The sequence below is a fragment of the Domibacillus indicus genome (assembly GCF_000970685.1).
Lineage (GTDB): Bacteria > Bacillota > Bacilli > Bacillales > Domibacillaceae > Domibacillus > Domibacillus indicus.
In genome coordinates this window covers 641399-660293 of record NZ_LAJB01000002.1, presented here as the reverse complement: position 1 = coordinate 660293, position 18895 = coordinate 641399, and the positions used below count along the sequence as shown (strand labels likewise).

16 protein-coding genes, 1 other RNA gene and 1 other annotated feature are annotated in these 18895 nt (G+C 45.0%); of the genes, 15 read left to right on the top strand and 2 right to left on the bottom strand.

Annotated elements, in window-relative coordinates:
• Positions 1 to 18 precede the first annotated feature (18 nt).
• Positions 19 to 1062, bottom strand: coding sequence for a C45 family autoproteolytic acyltransferase/hydolase (locus tag VP98_RS03750; RefSeq protein WP_046173932.1), 1044 nt, complete (start codon positions 1060 to 1062; stop codon positions 19 to 21).
• A 133-nt stretch (positions 1063 to 1195) separates the two neighbouring features.
• Between VP98_RS03750 and VP98_RS03745 the strand changes: the two genes are divergently transcribed.
• The 15 genes from VP98_RS03745 to VP98_RS03670 all read left to right on the top strand — a co-directional run bounded on the left by VP98_RS03745 (position 1196) and on the right by VP98_RS03670 (position 17434).
• Positions 1196 to 1528, top strand: a complete 333-nt coding sequence (locus VP98_RS03745; RefSeq protein ID WP_046173931.1) for a LapA family protein — start codon at positions 1196 to 1198, stop codon at positions 1526 to 1528.
• Between the two features lie 101 nt (positions 1529 to 1629).
• Positions 1630 to 3966: a single-stranded-DNA-specific exonuclease RecJ gene (gene recJ / locus VP98_RS03740; RefSeq protein WP_046173930.1), complete on the top strand. Its 2337-nt coding sequence runs from the start codon at positions 1630 to 1632 to the stop codon at positions 3964 to 3966.
• Complete coding sequence (locus VP98_RS03735) at positions 3963 to 4478, top strand: adenine phosphoribosyltransferase (RefSeq protein ID WP_046173929.1); 516 nt, start codon at positions 3963 to 3965, stop codon at positions 4476 to 4478. The genes recJ and VP98_RS03735 overlap by 4 nt, the downstream gene beginning before the upstream one ends.
• Positions 4479 to 4595: 117 nt before the next feature.
• The gene (locus VP98_RS03730; RefSeq protein WP_046173928.1) at positions 4596 to 6794 is read left to right on the top strand and encodes a RelA/SpoT family protein; all 2199 of its coding nucleotides are present in this window, start codon (positions 4596 to 4598) and stop codon (positions 6792 to 6794) included.
• 19 nt (positions 6795 to 6813) lie between these two features.
• Entirely contained in the window at positions 6814 to 7257 is a 444-nt protein-coding gene (gene dtd, locus VP98_RS03725) for a D-aminoacyl-tRNA deacylase (protein ID WP_046173927.1), read from the top strand.
• A gap of 74 nt (positions 7258 to 7331) precedes the next feature.
• Positions 7332 to 7543: a binding site (T-box leader), on the top strand.
• A gap of 57 nt (positions 7544 to 7600) precedes the next feature.
• Positions 7601 to 8878: a histidine--tRNA ligase gene (gene hisS, locus VP98_RS03715; protein ID WP_046173925.1), complete on the top strand. Its 1278-nt coding sequence runs from the start codon at positions 7601 to 7603 to the stop codon at positions 8876 to 8878.
• Positions 8879 to 10651 (top strand): aspartate--tRNA ligase, encoded by a 1773-nt coding sequence (aspS, locus tag VP98_RS03710; RefSeq protein ID WP_046173924.1) that lies wholly within the window; start codon positions 8879 to 8881, stop codon positions 10649 to 10651. It abuts the gene before it with no gap.
• A 90-nt stretch (positions 10652 to 10741) separates the two neighbouring features.
• Positions 10742 to 10927: non-coding RNA, 6S RNA (gene ssrS, locus VP98_RS18460), on the top strand.
• A 37-nt stretch (positions 10928 to 10964) separates the two neighbouring features.
• Complete coding sequence (locus VP98_RS03705; RefSeq protein ID WP_046173923.1) at positions 10965 to 11726, top strand: tRNA threonylcarbamoyladenosine dehydratase; 762 nt, start codon at positions 10965 to 10967, stop codon at positions 11724 to 11726.
• 101 nt (positions 11727 to 11827) lie between these two features.
• The gene (locus VP98_RS03700; RefSeq protein ID WP_046173922.1) at positions 11828 to 13069 is read left to right on the top strand and encodes an EAL and HDOD domain-containing protein; all 1242 of its coding nucleotides are present in this window, start codon (positions 11828 to 11830) and stop codon (positions 13067 to 13069) included.
• A 651-nt stretch (positions 13070 to 13720) separates the two neighbouring features.
• Positions 13721 to 14485 carry a hypothetical protein gene (locus tag VP98_RS03690; protein ID WP_197076546.1) on the top strand — a complete coding sequence of 255 codons (765 nt, stop codon included), beginning with the start codon at positions 13721 to 13723 and terminating at the stop codon, positions 14483 to 14485.
• 3 nt (positions 14486 to 14488) lie between these two features.
• Positions 14489 to 14866 (top strand): GntR family transcriptional regulator, encoded by a 378-nt coding sequence (locus VP98_RS03685; protein ID WP_046173919.1) that lies wholly within the window; start codon positions 14489 to 14491, stop codon positions 14864 to 14866.
• Positions 14860 to 15567, top strand: coding sequence for an ABC transporter ATP-binding protein (locus VP98_RS03680; protein ID WP_197076554.1), 708 nt, complete (start codon positions 14860 to 14862; stop codon positions 15565 to 15567). The genes VP98_RS03685 and VP98_RS03680 overlap by 7 nt, the downstream gene beginning before the upstream one ends.
• On the top strand, positions 15564 to 16487 hold the full coding sequence (locus tag VP98_RS03675) for an ABC transporter ATP-binding protein (RefSeq protein WP_046173917.1): 924 nt from the start codon (positions 15564 to 15566) through the stop codon (positions 16485 to 16487). Before VP98_RS03680 ends, VP98_RS03675 begins: the two co-directional genes overlap by 4 nt.
• Positions 16487 to 17434 (top strand): ABC transporter permease, encoded by a 948-nt coding sequence (locus VP98_RS03670; protein ID WP_046173916.1) that lies wholly within the window; start codon positions 16487 to 16489, stop codon positions 17432 to 17434. Before VP98_RS03675 ends, VP98_RS03670 begins: the two co-directional genes overlap by 1 nt.
• Positions 17435 to 17498: 64 nt before the next feature.
• On the opposite strand, the gene VP98_RS03665 is transcribed toward VP98_RS03670, so the two are convergent.
• A complete protein-coding gene (locus VP98_RS03665; protein WP_046173915.1) occupies positions 17499 to 18785 on the bottom strand; it encodes a replication-associated recombination protein A in 1287 nt (428 codons plus the stop codon).
• Positions 18786 to 18895: the final 110 nt, after the last annotated feature.

Here is an 18895-nt window from a genome sequence, read left to right as displayed (position 1 = left end):
GGCTTCCTGGACGCTTTTTTACATATGCACAAACGCTTCTGCAGAATCAATCTGGCCAAAGACTCGTGTAACAGGGAGACGCTCTCCTGTAAGCCACTGGTTAAAATCGATTGGAAACGGATGAGCCTGTTCGCCGACACCGACCAGAACGCGCAGGGAGCGAGGATCATAAACCGTTGTGTGAAGCGTACCGGCCCAGCTGCCGTATTTCTTTTTGAAGATACAGTAAGCCGGATTGTTAAAAAGCTCGTATGCTCCCTCCATGCTTCGCGGCGTGTCAGCAAGCTTTTGCAAGTTGGAAAGCCGTTCTTTGGACTCGGCCGTGTGATAACGATTTTCGCCGGACAGCTTGTCCGAAACGAAATGATTGGCACAGACATCGGTCTGCCTGCGCACTTGAACACCACGCGGAGAGGCTTCCACGACAGCACTTTGCAGGGAAGCATCGTAAAGAGAGTAGTTAAACGAATGGCGATGCGGAAGAGAAGAAAGGAGAGCAATGGCTTCCTCAGTTGTTGCACACGAATCAAGCACCAGACGGGCAATGATGCTGCATGTAAATCCATCTTCAGCACGGCGACGGTTTACAAAATGAAAGCCGATCACCAGCCCTTTCTCATTCATGCCATCGATTCGTCCCACCAGCCGGCCGCTAATGCCGACAGAAGCATATCCATGGTCCGGCTGCCACAAAAGAAGCCGTCCTTCATATGTTTTAGGGTGGAAATCATAATTTCGGACGAACAGGCCATTTTTCATCATAGCCGAACAGCCGCTGTTTACATCATCTGCTTGAAAGCCGCTGTATTCATGAACTGCATCGTATAATGACCAGCCAAGTGATTCCGCTAATCCTTCAAACTCTTCCCACATAACAGGCGCGAATGTTTGAAAATATTGTTTTATCCGGTGAAAATCAATCTTATAGGAATGAAGTGATTTTTTGCGGCGCTGCTGATGCACGGCAAAAAGCGGTGACTGCTTTAATTTGTCACCGGCCAGCCGGCCCAGCTCATAATAACTCCCTCTTCCTTGAATCACATCTATATAAAAGCGCTGCATTGTAATTCCTGCTTTCTTTTTCTTTCTATCGTGCCTTTTTTGAAAGAAGAATTCAAGGACAGAATGAGCCGGAAATGTTTGAAGCGAATAGGGAAACGGGAAAAGTAAAGACAGGCAAGGGAGGGAATAAAAATTGAAAACACAAACAGCACTTATTCTAGGACTGGTTTTTGCATTAATTATTGCCATTTTTGCAGTGCTGAATGTTGATCCTGTTACAGTCAACTACGCCTTCGGCTCTGCCCAGTGGCCGCTAATTCTTGTGATTTTGTTTTCCGTTTTGCTGGGCGGCCTGGCCATCTTTATGTTTAGTTTGTTCCGCACGATGGCACTTAAGCACCAAAATAAAGAGCTGATCCGCCAGAATGAGCAATTAAAAAAGGAAATGCATGAATTAAAGCTTGAGCACCGGGAGATTGTAACGCCGGATGCCAATTCAACCCGGCTGTCTCCGGACGGAGATTAAAAGAAACCGGAAGCTGTGTAATCTACATACAGCTTCCGGTTTTTCCTTTGTTGTCATTTATTCATTTGACCCGTATAATGAGTACGTTATGGGGTGAAATTATGCTAAAACCAAAAATGCGCTGGTCCTTAAAAGAAGTGGATCGCATACAAAGTGAAGCGTTCGCGGAAGAAATCGGGACGAGTCCGCTTGCCGCATCACTTTTATTGGGACGCGGAATTACCAAAAAAGAAGAAGCACGGGCTTTTTTATTTGATGAAGGTATGACATTCCATGATCCTTTTTTGCTGAAGGATATGGACAAAGCCATCAGCCGCATCCGCCAGGCGAAAGAGCAGGGGGAGGCAGTGCTTGTTTTTGGTGATTATGATGCGGATGGAGTCAGCAGTACATCTGTCCTTTTAACAGCACTTCGTGATTATGGAGTTTCTGCTGATTATTATATTCCAAACCGGTTTACGGAAGGGTACGGTCCGAATGAGCCGGCTTTTCGCCATGCAAAGGAAAGCGGCTTTGGCTTGATTATTACAGTGGACACCGGCATTTCAGGTATTCACGAAGCAACAGTGGCGAAAGAAATCGGTATTGATTTAATTATTACAGATCATCACGAGCCCGGACCTGAATTGCCGGAAGCACTGGCCATTATACATCCTAAGCACCCGGGCGGGTCCTATCCGTTTGGGCATCTTGCCGGAGTAGGCGTTGCTTTAAAGGTAGCCCATGCCCTGTATGAGAAAGTGCCGGAGCATTTGCTGGACCTGGCCGCGATTGGGACGATTGCCGATTTAGTTCCCCTGAATGGAGAAAATCGGCTCATTGCCAAAAAAGGCATCAGGGCATTGCGCCAATCGCAGCGGCCGGGCATTGTTGCTCTTTGCAAGCAGACAGGCACGGAGCAGTCTTCGATCAATGAAGAAACAGTCGGATTTATGATTGGTCCGCGTATTAATGCAGCAGGCCGGCTTGATGATGCCGGGCCTGCCGCAGAGCTTATGCTGACAGAAGACATGGAAGAAGCAATGATGCTGGCAGAAGAAATCGACGCAATGAATAAGCAGCGCCAGACAATTGTAAATGAAATGGCAAAGGAAGCAATCGAGATTGTCAGCCGGGATTATCCGCCAGACGAATATCCTGTTATTATTGTTGGGAAAGAAGGATGGAATCCCGGAGTTGTCGGGATTGTGGCATCCCGTCTCACCGATACGTTTTACCGTCCGGCTATTGTGCTTGGTTTCGATACGGAAAAAGGAATCGCCAAGGGCTCTGCAAGGAGCATTAAAGGTTTTGATCTTTATCAGAGCTTATCAACGTGCCGCGATATTTTGCCGCACTTTGGCGGCCATCCGATGGCTGCAGGCATGACCCTGTCTATTGATGATGTGGATGAGCTTCGCCGCCGCATGGTTAAAATCGCCAATGAAACACTGGCGGAAGAAGATTTTACGCCAATTATTCAAGTCGACAGCGAAGCATCCATACCGGATATTACTGTGCAAAGTATTGAGGAGCTTAACAAACTGGCTCCTTTTGGCATGAACAATCCGAAACCGCTTTTTGTTATTCGTGATGCAAAAATCGCAGCAATGAAAAAAATCGGTGCAAATCAAACCCATTTAAAGGCTGCCTTTGAACAAGCCGGCCAGGCCATTGATGGCATCGGTTTCGGGATGGGAGAGTACGCGGACCATATTGCAAAAACGGCGGAAGTGTCTGTGATTGGTGAATTGTCTATTAACGAGTGGAATAATATGCGCCGCCCGCAAATTATGCTCCGGGACATGCGGGTGGATGAATGCCAGCTGTTTGATATGCGCGGCGGCAAAAGCCATTTACACTGGCTTAATGATGTGCCAAATGAAAAAATCACTATCTCGTTTGGCCGCGAATCTGCTGATCCTTCTGTTGTATGTGTCAAGTCAGAGCAGGAAGCGGCGCAAATTGAAATGGACGACAAAAATATCATCCTGTTAAACCTGCCGGAGAACGAACAAGTAATAAAATCATTGCTTGCCGGCAAAGCCCCGGCACGTATTTACGCTCATTTTCGTACAGAAGAAAGCCACTTTTTCAGCGCCATGCCAACACGGGACCAATTTAAATGGTATTATGGATTTTTACTGAAAAGAGGCATATTTGACATAAAGCAGCACGGTGAACTTCTGGCGAAGAAACAGGGATGGCCATATGCGTCTATCCGGTTTATGTCAAAAGTGTTTTTTGAGCTTGGATTTGTTAAACTAAACGATGGAAAGATTGAAGTGCAAAAGGATGCGGACAAGCGTGATTTAAGTGAGTCGCCTGCCTATATACAAAAGCAGACGCAATTTAACCTTGAACAAAAGCTCGTTTATTCATCCTATCAGGAGCTGAAGTCCGTTTTAGACAAATGGATGAAGGGTTCTGATGCATACAGGGAGGAACTATTGAAATGAATTTAAAAGAGTATATTAAAATTGTGCCGGACTGGCCAAAGCCAGGCATTCAGTTTAAGGATATTACCCCGCTCATGGATAATGGAGACGCATTTCGTTATGCAACGGATCAAATTGTTCTGTATGCAAAAGAAAAGCAGGTGGATTTAATTGTCGGCCCGGAAGCACGCGGCTTTATTGTCGGCTGCCCGGTTGCTTATTCGCTTGGTGTCGGCTTTGCACCTGTGCGTAAAGAAGGCAAGCTGCCGCGTGAAACCATTAAAGTCGAGTACGGCCTTGAATACGGGAAAGATGTGCTGACGATCCACAAGGATGCTGTGAAGCCTGGACAGCGTGTTCTCATTACCGATGATCTTCTGGCAACAGGCGGAACAATCGAAGCAACAATCAAGCTTGTAGAGCAGCTTGGCGGGATTGTAGTCGGCATCGCCTTTTTAATTGAATTAAATTACTTGAACGGGCGTGAAAAACTCGATGGGTATGATGTATTAACAATCATTCCTTATGATTAATTCGACAAAAATCGCCTGATTCAGAAAAAAAGTGCAGGATGACTTTACATCCTGTACTTTTTTTTCGATAATAAGAACAATCAGTTTTTTCGGAAAGGGCGAAGGTGAACAAAACATATGGCGAAAGACCAGATATTAACCGCCGATCAGGTCATTGACCGGACCCGTGCCTACTTGAACGAAGAGCATGTCAAGTTTGTCCGGCGTGCGTTTGAGTATGCGAAAGAGGCGCACAAGCACCAGTTTCGTAAATCGGGCGAGCCGTATATTATTCATCCGATACAGGTCGCAGGTATTTTAGCTGACCTTGAAATGGACCCTGCAACGGTTGCATCCGGCTTCCTTCATGATGTAGTGGAAGATACGGAAGTCACCCTGCAGGACCTGGCGGATGAATTTAATGCGGAAGTGGCTATGCTTGTGGACGGTGTGACAAAGCTCGGGAAAATTAAATACAAATCAAAAGAAGAGCAGCAGGCGGAAAACCATCGGAAAATGTTTGTGGCAATGGCGCAGGACATCCGGGTTATATTAATTAAGCTGGCTGACCGCCTTCATAATATGCGGACGCTTAAGCACCTGCCGCAGGAAAAACAGCGGCGTATTTCAAATGAAACGCTGGAAATCTTCGCACCACTCGCCCATCGCCTCGGTATGTCAAAAATTAAATGGGAGCTTGAAGATACAGCGCTTCGTTATTTAAACCCGCAGCAGTATTACCGAATCGTTAATCTGATGAAGCGAAAGCGGGAAGAGCGGGAGCAATACCTGGACGATGTAATTGATTCGATGCGGAGCCGGCTGGATGAAATGGATATTACTGCAGAAATTTCGGGGCGCCCAAAACACATATACAGCATTTACCGGAAAATGGCGATGCAGCACAAACAGTTTAATGAAATTTATGATTTGTTAGCGGTGCGTATTGTAGTTGACAGCATCAAAGACTGCTATGCGGCACTTGGCATTATTCATACATGCTGGAAGCCGATGCCGGGAAGGTTTAAAGACTATATTGCAATGCCGAAAACAAATATGTATCAGTCCCTTCATACGACGGTTATCGGTCCAAAAGGTGATCCGCTCGAAGTGCAGATCCGCACCGAAGAAATGCACCGTATTGCTGAATACGGGGTAGCGGCGCATTGGGCGTACAAGGAAGGCCGGGCCGTTGACGAAAACGCATCGTTTGAAAAGAAAATGACCTGGTTCCGGGAAATTTTGGATTTTCAAAATGATTCACAGGACGCGGAAGAATTTATGGAGTCGCTTAAGCTGGATTTATTCTCCGATATGGTGTTTGTGTTCACGCCAAAAGGTGATGTTCTTGAATTGCCGGCTGGTTCCGTCCCGATAGATTTTGCTTATCGAATTCATTCTGAAATCGGCAATAAAACAATCGGCGCAAAAGTAAACGGCAAAATGGTGACGCTTGACTACAAGCTGAAAACAGGGGATATTTTAGAGATTTTAACCTCCAAGCATTCATACGGTCCAAGCAAGGACTGGATTAAAATGGCCCAGACTTCCCAGGCGAAAAATAAAATACGCCAATTTTTCAAGAAACAAAACCGCGAAGAAAATGTGGAAAAAGGCCAGGAAATGATCGAGAATGAAATTAAAAATATGGACTTCGATGTAAAAGAAGTGATGACGCAGCAAAATTTAAAGCGCGTGGCTGAAAAGTTTAACTTTTTAAACGAAGATGACATGTTTGCAGCAGTAGGCTACAACGGTGTAACCGCCCTTCAGGTAGCAAATCGGCTGACGGAGAAGCTTCGCAAGCAGCGCGACCAGGAAGCGGCGCTCAATGAAGTGGTGAAAGAAATAAAAGCACCGCCAAATCCGGCAGCCCAAAAGAAAAACGCCGGCGTAACGGTTAAAGGAATTGATAATCTATTAATTCGCCTGTCCCGCTGCTGCAATCCCGTACCTGGTGATGATATCGTAGGCTATATTACGAAAGGCCGCGGGGTCTCCGTTCACCGGGAGGACTGCCCGAATGTAACAGCGGATGACGATACAGAAAACCGTCTTATTCCGGTTGAATGGGAATCCGGAGGAGCGAATCAAAAAGAATACCTTGTGGACATTGAAATTTCCGGCTATGACCGCCAGGGTCTTTTAAATGAAGTACTGCAGGTTGTCAGTGAAACGAAAACCAATATTTCCGCAGTATCCGGGCGCTCTGACCGAAATAAAATGGCGAAAATTGATATGTCTATTTTTATCCGCAATGTAACCCATTTGCAAAAAGTGGTTGAACGGGTCAAGCAGATTCCCGATATTTATTCGGTCCGCCGTATTATGAATTAAATGTAGAAGGTGTTTACCAATGAAAGTTGTTTTGCAAAGAAGCAAAAAAGCAAGTGTTACAGTAAATGGTGAAATAAAAGGCAAAATTGATTCAGGGCTTGTGCTGCTTGTTGGAGTAACGCATGATGATACCGAGCAGGATGCAGCATGGCTCGCTGAAAAAATTATTCACCTCCGTATATTCGAAGATGAATCGGGAAAAATGAATGAATCCCTGCTTGACCGGGGGGCATCTATTCTATCGATATCGCAATTCACCTTATATGGTGACTGCAAAAAAGGGCGGCGCCCAAATTTTATGAAAGCAGCGCCCGGTGAACAGGCTGAAAAACTATATGAAACATTCAACCGCCTTCTTCGTGAACAGGGAGTACATGTAGAAACCGGCGTATTCGGTGCAATGATGGATGTTGCGCTTGTAAATGATGGCCCGGTTACATTGATTCTTAATACAAAAGATTAAGGTTGAAATAAAGGGAAAAGTTTTTTATACTTTTTTCAGCAGGGTTGTACAGAAAATCCATGACAGCAGCATAAATAAAGCCATAGACGAAGAAAAGTAGTAAAGGGCTGGCCGGACAGAGAAAAATGCCGAGACTGAGAGCATTTACGGTACATCTTTATGAACAGACACTTCCGAGGCGTTTTTCTGAAATAAAAAGTAGGGAAAACCGCGAATTGCGTTATCAAAAAAAGTGAAAGCTTTGGCTTTAACGAGGGTGGTACCGCGGAAAACTTCCGTCCCTGCGCAAATTGCAGGGATGGAAGTTTTTTTATGTGCTTTTACAAATAAAGGAGGAATGACCATGTCAGTGAATATTCCACGCGGCACACAGGATATCCTGCCAGGCCAGTCAGAAAAATGGCAGTACATAGAAACCATCGCCAAAGATGTCTGCCGCCGTTATCACTATAAAGAAATTCGGACGCCGATTTTTGAGCATACCGAATTGTTCAAGCGCAGTGTCGGCGATACAACGGATATCGTTCAAAAGGAGATGTACACCTTTGAAGACAGGGGAGAACGAAGCTTAACGCTCCGGCCGGAAGGAACAGCTGCGGTGGTCCGGTCATTTGTTGAAAATAAAATGTTTGGCCATCCAGATCAGCCGGTGAAACTTTTTTATACGGGCCCGATGTTCCGTTATGAACGTCCCCAGGCCGGGCGCTACCGCCAGTTTGTCCAGTTTGGAGTCGAAGCAATTGGCAGCGAAGATCCAGCAATTGATGCGGAAGTCATCGCACTTGTAATGGACATTTACAAATCAGCGGGGCTTAAAAAGCTAAATCTGGTTATTAATTCTCTTGGCGATGCCGAAAGCCGGAATGCACACCGTGAAGCGCTCATCCGCCATTTTGAGCCGCGTATCGGTGAGTTTTGCAGTGACTGCCAGACACGTTTGCAGCAAAATCCGCTTCGGATTTTAGATTGTAAAAAAGACCGGGGGCATGAGCTGATGCAGACGGCACCGTCTATTTTGGATTACTTAAATGACCAATCAAAAGCGTATTTTGAAAAAGTTACGAGTTATTTGGACGCTATTGGTATTTCATGCACAGTAGATCCGAAACTTGTCCGCGGGCTTGATTACTACAATCACACAGCTTTTGAAGTTATGAGCGAAGCAGAGGGATTTGGAGCGATCACGACGCTATGCGGCGGGGGACGTTACAACGGCCTTGTGCAGCAGCTCGGCGGCCCGGAATCACCCGGAATTGGCTTTGCTTTCAGCATTGAGCGTTTTATCGCCGCAATGGAGGCGGAAAAAGCAGAGTGGCCGATTGATCAAGGGCTGGACTGCTTTGTTGTAGCACTTGGAGACGCAGCGAAAGACCGTTCCGTGTCACTCGTTCATGAGCTGCGGGCAGCCGGGCTTTCAGCGGATCGTGATTATCAGGATCGGAAGATGAAGGCGCAGTTAAAGGCATCCGACCGTCAAAATGCGCGCTTTACCGCCATTTTAGGCGAAGATGAACTGGCGGAAAACCGGATCACTATCAAAGATATGGCAGAAGGTTCTCAGGACCAGATATCACTTGATGAACTGGCCGGTTATATTAAAACAAAAATGGAGGAAAAGTAAATGTTTGGACGCACGTTTTATAACGGTGAAATGACCGAAGAACATATTGGACAGGAAGTATCATTAAAAGGATGGGTACAGCGCCGCCGTGACCTGGGAAGCGTAATTTTTATTGATTTGCGCGACCGCACAGGCATCATGCAGATTGTTTTTAACCCGGAGATTTCAGCGGAAGCGCTGGCTGTGGCTGAAAAAGTCCGCAATGAATATGTACTTGATGTAAAAGGGACTATTGTAAAACGTGATCCGGAAACGGTAAACGAAAATATCCCGACTGGTACCATTGAAGTACATGTAACGGAAATCAATGTACTGAGCGAGGCGAAAACACCGCCGTTTATGATTGAAGACGGAACAGAAGTAAACGAAGATGTACGTTTAAAATATCGTTATATGGACCTTCGCCGCCCGGTCATGTTTGAAACGCTGAAAATGCGCAGTGATGTAACAAAAACCATCCGTGATTACCTGGACGAAGGCGGCTTTTTGGATGTAGAAACACCGATTTTAACAAAATCAACGCCGGAAGGTGCACGCGACTACCTGGTTCCAAGCCGTGTACACCCGGGTGAGTTTTACGCGCTGCCGCAGTCACCGCAGATTTTCAAGCAGCTGCTGATGGTATCCGGCGTGGACCGCTATTACCAGATCGCCCGCTGCTTCCGTGATGAGGATTTGCGTGCCGACCGCCAGCCTGAATTTACGCAGGTCGATATTGAAACAAGCTTTATGAGCCAGGAAGACATCATGCAAATGACAGAAGAAATGCTGAAAAAAGTAATGAAGCGTGTGAAAAACGTTGAGATCGACGGAGCTTTTGAACGCATAACATATGAAGACGCCATGAACCGTTTTGGCTCTGATAAGCCGGATACACGCTTTGGTCTGGAATTGATTGATATGGCGGATGTAGTGCGCGGTTCAGGCTTTAAAGTATTTGCACAGGTTGTGGAATCAGGCGGTCAGGTAAAAGCCCTTTGTGTACCGGGAGGCGGAGAAAAATATTCCCGTAAAGACATCGATCACTTAACAGAATTTGCTGCCATTTACGGCGCGAAAGGTCTTGCCTGGCTGAAAGTTGAAGAAGATGGCATGAAAGGCCCGATCATTAAGTTCTTCACTGATGAAGAACAGGCAAAAATGCTTGAAACAGCAGGTGCCAAAACGGGTGACTTGATTATGTTTGTTGCAGACAAAAAGCAGGTTGTAGCCGATGCTCTCGGTGCTCTGCGCTTAAAGCTAGGAAAAGAGCTTGGCATGATTGATGAGTCAAAATACAATTTCCTCTGGGTGACAGACTGGCCATTGCTTGAGTACGATGAAGAAGAAGGACGCTACTATGCAGCGCATCACCCGTTTACAATGCCATTCCGTGAAGACCTGGATAAAATGGAGTCTGATCCGGGCGCTGTACGGGCGCAAGCCTATGACATTGTCCTAAACGGCTATGAGCTTGGCGGCGGTTCCATCCGGATTTTCGAGAGAGATGTCCAGGAGAAAATGTTTAAGCTGCTTGGCTTTACAGAAGAGCAGGCGAAAGAGCAATTTGGCTTCCTGCTTGATGCATTTGAATACGGAACGCCTCCGCATGGCGGGATTGCTCTTGGCCTTGATAGACTCGTAATGCTGCTTGCCGGACGGACAAACCTGCGGGATACGATCGCGTTCCCGAAAACAGCCAGTGCTGCGGATGTACTGACAGATGCGCCGGGCGAGGTATCAGATGCCCAGCTCGAAGAATTGCATTTGCGTATCAGCCAGACTGCAAAATAAGACAAAAGTTTTATTTTAAATTTTCAGATTAATTTGGAAGGGTCTTAGTTGACCTTCAAAAAAACGTATGATAATATGTATCCAATGAGGCGAATCCTGATGTGTACGTTAGTTACACATTCTGTTTTGACCGAACACTATATGTTAGGGAGTCCGAGTTTTTGGACAGCGCACATGCCCTTTGCGGGGACTTGCAACGCCCGAAACAGGGCACCCACCTGCTGAAGAGCGGGTTCAAAACATATGTTTTACAACGACGGCACGATCGGGATTCGCCGTCTTTTTTTATGCCTAAAACAGGAGTGAATGATATATGCTTCATCAATTTTCCCGCAATGAGCTTGCTTTTGGACAGGAAGGACTTGAATTATTAAAAAATACAACCGTCGCCGTTCTTGGAATCGGCGGAGTCGGCTCCTTTGCCGCCGAGGCGCTTGCACGCTCCGGTGTGGGGCGCTTGATTCTGGTTGATAAAGATGTTATTGATATTACAAACATAAACCGCCAGCTGCCTGCCCTGTTATCAACAGTCGGCCAGCCGAAAGCGGATTTAATGAAAGAGCGGATTGCTGATATTAATCCTGACTGCGAGGTAACGGCTCTGAAAATGTTTTACACGGAAGAAACATATGAGCAGTTTTTCAGCTATGGTCTCAATTACGTAGTAGATGCATCCGACACTATCTCTTATAAAATTCACTTAATGAAAGAATGCCTGAAACGAGATATCCCGATTATTTCCAGCATGGGAGCTGCGAATAAGATGGATCCAACACGGTTCACCATTGCCGACATTTCCAAAACTCATACGGATCCCATTGCGAAAGTGATTCGTACGCGCCTGCGGAAGGAAGGAATTAAAAAAGGCATTCCGGTTATTTTTTCAGATGAAAGCCCGATTGTCATTCGTGAAGACGTGCGGCAGGTCGTTGGAAATGAAAAAGCGGAAATCCGTAAAGCAAAAATGCCTCCTGCTTCCAATGCGTTTGTTCCATCTGTTGCGGGATTAATCGCGGCAAGTTACGTAGTACGTGATATTTTAAAAGATATTAAAATTGCACGTGTAAATGATTAAAAAGATCGCCTTTTATGGCGGTCTTTTTTTTGATAAATCAGGACTTTTTATCTAGTTATTGGTATAATGTCATTGATTAACAATGAACGGAGCTTATGAATATGAATATATTTATGGCGCGCCAGCCTATTTTAGATGACGAAGAACGTGTAATTGCGTATGAATTGCTGTATCGAAACAGTGAAACAAATTCTTTTCCAGACATTTCACACGACCGGGCAACAATTGAAGTTCTTGTCCATTCCTTTTTAACAGTAGGCATTGAGAAAATAGCTCATGGAAACCCGTGTTTTATTAATTTTACTGAAACGCTGCTTAAACAAAGAGTCGCTGAAAACTTTAGTCCTCAGCATGTCGTTGTGGAAGTGCTCGAAGACGTACCGATTACGCCCGAACTGATCGATACGCTCAGACAGCTTAAGCGGAAAGGGTATTCCATTGCACTCGATGATTTTGTTATGCAAAAAGACGTACATTTGTATGACGAACTATTTATGCTTGCTGCGTACATAAAAGTTGATTTTTTGCATTCAACTGAAGAGGAAAGATCAGCAGTTGAACAAAAAGTAAAAAATGAATTTCCCCATATTGCTCTTCTGGCAGAAAAAGTAGAAACGCGGGAAGTATTTGAGCGGGCAAAAAAAGCAGGTTATAAATTGTTTCAGGGGTACTTTTTTTCGAAACCGCAATTAATTCGTTCTACTGATCTGCCATTGAACATAATATCTTATTTTCATTTAATTAAACTGCTGCATTCAGAAAATATCGATATTAAGGAGGTCACCCGCTTAATTGAACAGGACGTTGCTCTTTCGTATCAATTACTAAAACTGGTGAATTCACCCGCTTTGCGCAGACGGTCAAAAATTAATTCCATCAAGCAGGCAGTCATGATGCTTGGGCTTGTGGAATTAACCAAATGGCTTTATGTATTGGCTTTAAGAGAAATCCAAATGGATATTCCTGAAAAAACAAAGGAATTAATGGAATCAGCTTTGTTTCGTGCCAAGGCATGCGAGCAGCTGGCAATTGAAACACAGGCGTCCCCTCCAGCAGAATTTTTCCTGGCGGGTATGTTTTCACTGGCGGATGTACTTTTGCAGTACAGCATTCCGGAATTATTAAATCAAATTCCTTTATCAGATCAGGTAAATGAAACACTTATGGGGAAGGAAACCGCGATTACGCCTTATTTAGAACTGGTTACCGCAATGGACAGGGTCGATTGGAATGCGATCCGCTTAAAAGCAGTTGAAATGCAGCTTGATGCAGAAAGCATTCAAAGAATTTATGAAACGGCCCGCTTATGGGCAAATAATATATACGTGGAAACAGATTACTAAAAAAGTAGTGAATGGAAAAACAGTTATTAGTCTTAGTCTGCAGGCAGCCGGAACATACGGCTGTCTTTTTTTATGCTGGACCAATAGGAAAAGCCTTTAAGCAGTGAGCAATAAAAAAGTTTCTCGCGGCTTTGTTTTCCTTCTAATATTTGCAGGCCGCTTTTATATAAAGAAGCCAGACTTTCACAAACAAATTTGCCTGCAGAACTGCTTATTAATAAGCAGTTGCATGCTGTTGAAAAAAAGAGATTGTCAATTGAAATACGTAATAAAAGCACAGCCATTCTCTGAACAATAAAAGTGGAATGAGCTTTTCTTCCGCCGCCCAGCCCTCCGCCCGTTCCGTTTCAGAAAAAACAGCTATACATGAATAAAAGTTCTCTCTTTCTTCTGACAGAAGAAGAAAACAAATCCTGCTGTTTTCCTCCCCACAAAGGCGGCATGCGCGGGGCGTAGACTCCAATGGGACAAACTGGCTCGCCTGACCCATGGAACGCGGAGCCCCGCGAATACCGCCGTTTCTTGCATGGACCAAGCACTGTTCTTCTGCACTCTCGTTTTTTTGTATGAAAATGGTTGACGTGTGTTTGTGTATTAGTGTACTATTTGTATAGTACACTAATACATGAGGTGATAATGGTGTTTAAGGGATTGGTAATAAAAGATTTTTTGCTGATTAGAATGTATTTATTTACCTGGCTGGCTGTTCTCATTGTTCTTTATACAGCAGGCGCAAGCTTTGCTGCCTATCAAAAACAGTTTTATTTGGTTTTTCCGTTTCTACTTGTCCTGTACGTAGGCCACACATTGGTTCTGCCGGTTACAGCGGGGATTTTGCTGAAAGCAGAAGAAAAAGGACAGTACTGGCTGCATGGGACAGCCGATGGCAAAAGGCTGTTAAGTTCAAAGCTTATTGTCTCCACTATTGTTCTTCTCGCTTCCCTGCTTTTGACAAATGTGTTGATGGCATTCAGCTTAATGGCGGCCAATGGGGAGAGCCAGCTGGCATTCCTGGAAGGCCAGTTTCCCTGGGTTGAGGGCGTTTTGTTTAATGGAGGGATCATCTTTAGTGCATTTTACCTTACCACATGGGGGTTGTTTTTATGGTCTTTATTTCATTCGATGGCCCAATCCCCTGCTTTGAGAAAAATTCGCTGGATCCTTATTATTGCGGTTTATTTTATTACCCAGACTGTTATTGTAAGAGTTACAGAGTGGAGTGCCGTAAAAGCATTTTTGCAAAGCTGGTCAATTCAAATTGAATCGCCCCTGTCAAGTACAGGAGGGATGAATGAAATCAGTTTTACAATGGACAGTAACGGGCTTTTGGTCTGGCCCCTTCTTTTGTCCTGTGCAGGCTTTTGTCTGCTGTTTTTTGCGGCCGCATGGCTTCTTGATCGAAAAGTTGAGGTGTAAATAATGAGTGCTGAATTTAAAACATCAAAGCCGATATACAGTCAAATTGCCGACCGGATTATCCAGCAGTTTGTACGGGGTGAATTGCATCCTGGTGAAAAACTTCCGTCAGTGCGGGAAATGGCGATTCAATCGGGCGTTAATCCAAATACAATTCAACGGACATACGGGGAGCTGGAACGCCTTGGTGTCGTTGAAACAAAGCGGGGGCAGGGAACATTTATGACAGAGCAAAACGAAATGAAGCTGAAGCTGCGGCATGATATTCAAAAGGAAATGATCGAAGCGTTTATTGAAAGTATGCGGAGCATTGGGCTGAATGACCATGAAATTTATGAATCCGTCAACCAGTCTTTAAAAAGGAGTGATCACGAATCATGATCATGCTGGAAGGTGTTACAAAGCAGTATGGAACAAGAAAATCACTGCAGGATATCAGCTATACATTCGAAAAAGGAAAAGTCTACGGTATTCTTGGGCCAAATGGAAGCGGCAAATCAACGATGATGAAAATGATTGCAGGGCTTGTGTATCCAACCGGCGGTAAAATTTTAGTAGAAGGAAAGCCAGTCAGCCGAAAAATCGCCGCAAGCCTGGCTTTTCTATCTACCGAGGGAATGCTGTACCAGAATTTTAAAGTGGAGCAGATGATTCATTTTTTTGCCACCCAGTATCCTGATTTTCAAAGAGAAAAAGCAGAGGAACTGCTTGCGTTTATGGAGCTGGACCGCCGGCAGAAAGTCAGCCGGCTTTCTAAAGGGCAGCAGGGGCGGCTGAAGCTGCTGCTCGTTCTCTCCCGCAATACAGACATTCTGCTCCTGGATGAGCCTTTTATCGGGCTGGACCCAATGGTAAGGGACATGATCGTAAAAGGGCTCGTTTCGTTTATTGATTTTGGCAGGCAGACCGTCATTATAACAACACATGAGATTAACGAAATAGAGCCGGTTTTGGAAGAAGCTCTTCTTCTGGACAACGGCAGGATTACAGCATTTTGCAATGTAGAGGAAGTAAGAGAAAAGGATGGACTCTCCGTATTAGAATGGCTCAAAACAAACGTGAAAAAGGAGGCTGTATTGTGAAAGCTTTAATCCAGCTGGAAAACGTGACCAAAACGATCAAGGGGAAAAAGATTATTGATTCTTTAAACTTTTCCATTGAGGAAGGGGAAGTGTTCGGCTTTCTTGGACCGAATGGTGCCGGGAAAACAACAACCATCCGTATGATGGTTGGTTTAATGAAGCTGACAGAAGGAGACATTCTTATTTCAGGCCACAGCATTCAAACAGAATTTGAAGAAGCAGTCCAGCATATCGGTGCCATTGTAGAGAACCCTGAAATGTACAAGTTTTTGAGCGGGTATGACAATTTAAAGCAATATGCCCGTATGCACAAAGGAGTCAGCAGAAAACGAATGGATGAAGTCGTTAAGCTTGTTGGGTTAGAAGACCGAATTCATGATAAGGTAAAGTCCTACTCACTGGGAATGCGCCAGCGGCTTGGCATTGCCCAGTCTTTGCTTCACCGGCCCAGGGTACTGATTCTGGATGAGCCGACAAACGGTCTTGATCCGGCAGGCATTAAAGAAATTCGTCAGTATATCCGCGATCTGGCGGAAAAAGAAAACATGGCGGTTGTTGTTTCGAGCCATTTGCTGTCGGAAATGGAAATGATGTGCGACCGGATTGGTATTTTGCAAAAAGGCAGGCTGATTAATGTCCAGCCGGTCCGTGACTGGATGGATGAAGGGACTGACACATACAGCATGGAAGTTGATGATGTTGAAGCGGAAGCGGCGGCAGACTTCATACGGGAGGCATTCACTGATATTGCCCCTGCCTTAAAGGACAACAGGTTAACGTTTAAAGCGGAAAAAAAAGATATACCGGCTGTCATTCATTTTTTAACAGGTAAAGGCCTGGCAATTTATGAAGTGAAAAAAGTGTCAAAAACATTGGAAGAGCGGTTCCTGGATCTTACTGAGACACGGGAGGTGGTCTAATGGCCGGGCTTATCGCAAACGAGTGGGTGAAATTATTCAAACGGCCTGGAACCTATGTAATGATTGGACTTTTGCTCCTGGTTGTCTGCGCGTTTGCCGCACTTTCAAAATACGAAGAGGGCAAAAAGCCTGAACAGCAGGATTGGAAGCAGATTGTACAGACAGAGAACTCGGCATATGCAAAGCAGCTAAATGAGCAGCCGGAAATGACAGCAGACCGAAAAGAGTATCTCGAAGAACAAATTGCAATTAATGAATACCGGCTTGCAGAAAATATTCCACTTTCAACATCAGAGCACGTATGGTCATTTGTTGAGAAAGCTGGTGATTCTCTTCAAGTTGCCGGCTTGTTTATGATTATCGTAGCGGGAGGAATCGTAGCCAGTGAATACACATGGGGAACCGTAAAGCTGCTGTTAATCAGGCCGGTCAGCCGTTTCCGCATTCTTTTTTCAAAATATGCAGCAGTTGTTTTATTCGGAGCCTTTTTAGTCAGTTTATTTTTCCTTTTTTCAACTATTGTTGGAGCGGCCCTGTTCGGGCTTTCCGGAGAGCCTGTTCATTTAACGTTTGTTAATGGCCGCGTTGTAGAGCAGAATATACTGATTTACCTTATAAAACTTTATGGAATGAAGTCCGTAGATGTAGTAATCCTGGCGACCCTGGCTTTTATGATTTCGGCTGTGTTTCGTAACAGCTCACTTGCTATCGGGGTTTCGCTGTTTTTACTATTTACAGGCCCTAATTTAACTTATTTGCTTTCTATGCGCTATGAATGGGCGAAATATCTTTTATTTGCTCACACAAACCTGCTGCAGTATGAGACTGGAGAAGTTATGGTGGAAGGAATGACAATGAATTTTTCGCTTCTTATGCTTGCAGCTTACTTCCTCGCCTTTCAGTTTTTTGCTTTTTTTGTTTTCGCAAAGCGGGATGTAGCTGCATAAATAGGATACCCGCTGGAAAAAATAAAAAGCGGGATTATTTGGCTAAAAAAACACGCCGATATTCTCAATGGCGTGTTTCTTTTTTTCCTTTTTCAATTTTTTCGTATACACTGGCCAGCGCCTGTTCAAACTTGCCGGTCATTTTCGGTTCAAAATACCGTTTATTCTTTAACAGGTCTGGCATGTATTGCTGGGCAATCCAGCCATTTTTGAAATCATGAGGATATTCATACCCGACGCCCCGGCCGAGTTTAGCAGCACTTTTATAGTGTGCATCTTTTAAGTGAAGCGGCACCTCGCCTGCACGTCCGGCCCGCACGTCTGCCAGAGCCGCATCGATGGCTTTGTAGGCAGAATTGGATTTGGGCGATAAGCACAGCTCCACTACCGCATTGGCAAGCGGAATACGCGCTTCGGGAAACCCGAGCCGTTCTGCTGCTTCAACGGCTGACAGAGTCCGCTCGCCTGCCTGCGGGCTGGCAAGGCCGATATCTTCATAAGCAATGACGATCAGCCGGCGGGCGATGCTGACAAGATCACCCGCTTCAATCAGCCGGGCTAAATAATGAAGAGCGGCGTTTACGTCGCTGCCGCGTATGGACTTTTGAAAAGCACTTAACACATCATAATGGGCATCGCCATCTTTATCATGCACAAAGCTTTTTTGCTGCAGACACTCTTCAGCAATGGCCAGTGTAATATGAATAACATCGTTTTTATCAGGCTTCGTGGAAGTAACCGCCAGCTCAAGTGCATTTAATGAACTGCGGACGTCTCCTCCGGATGCCCCGGCAAAATGTTCAAGTGCTTCATCTGTTATATGGGTTTTAAAAGAGCCGAGGCCATTTTCTTTATCATGAAGTGCTTTAACCAGAAGCTTCTTTATAGAAGCGGGCGCAAGCGGTTTTACTTCGAAAATCTGGCACCGGCTGCGGATGGCCGGATTAATCGCATGATAGGGATTGCTTGTTGTAGCTCCTATCAGAATAATCGCGCCATTCTCCAAGAATGGCAGTAAAAAATCCTGTTTTGCTTTATCCAGGCGGTGTACTTCATCCAAAAGCAAAATGACCGTGCCAGACATTTTCGCTTCAGCAGCGATAATTTCCATATCCTTTTTGTTGCTGGTGACCGCATTCAGCATGCGGAATGCATACTGGGTTGTGCCGGCAATTGCGCTGGCAATAGACGTTTTACCGGTACCGGGCGGCCCATATAAAATCATGGAAGATAGTTTTTTCGCCTCGGTCATTCGCCGGATGATTCTGCCTTCACCTGTTAAGTGCTCCTGGCCGATAACATCATCAATAGTACGCGGCCTCATTCGGTAGGCGAGCGGCTTCATCTGAATCCCTCTTTCTCATTTGGTAGATTTACTTTACCATAAACCTGAGTATTCCGGCATGTTTTTTGTAACTATAAAGTGATATACTATACAAACAATTCGATTAAACAAGAAGA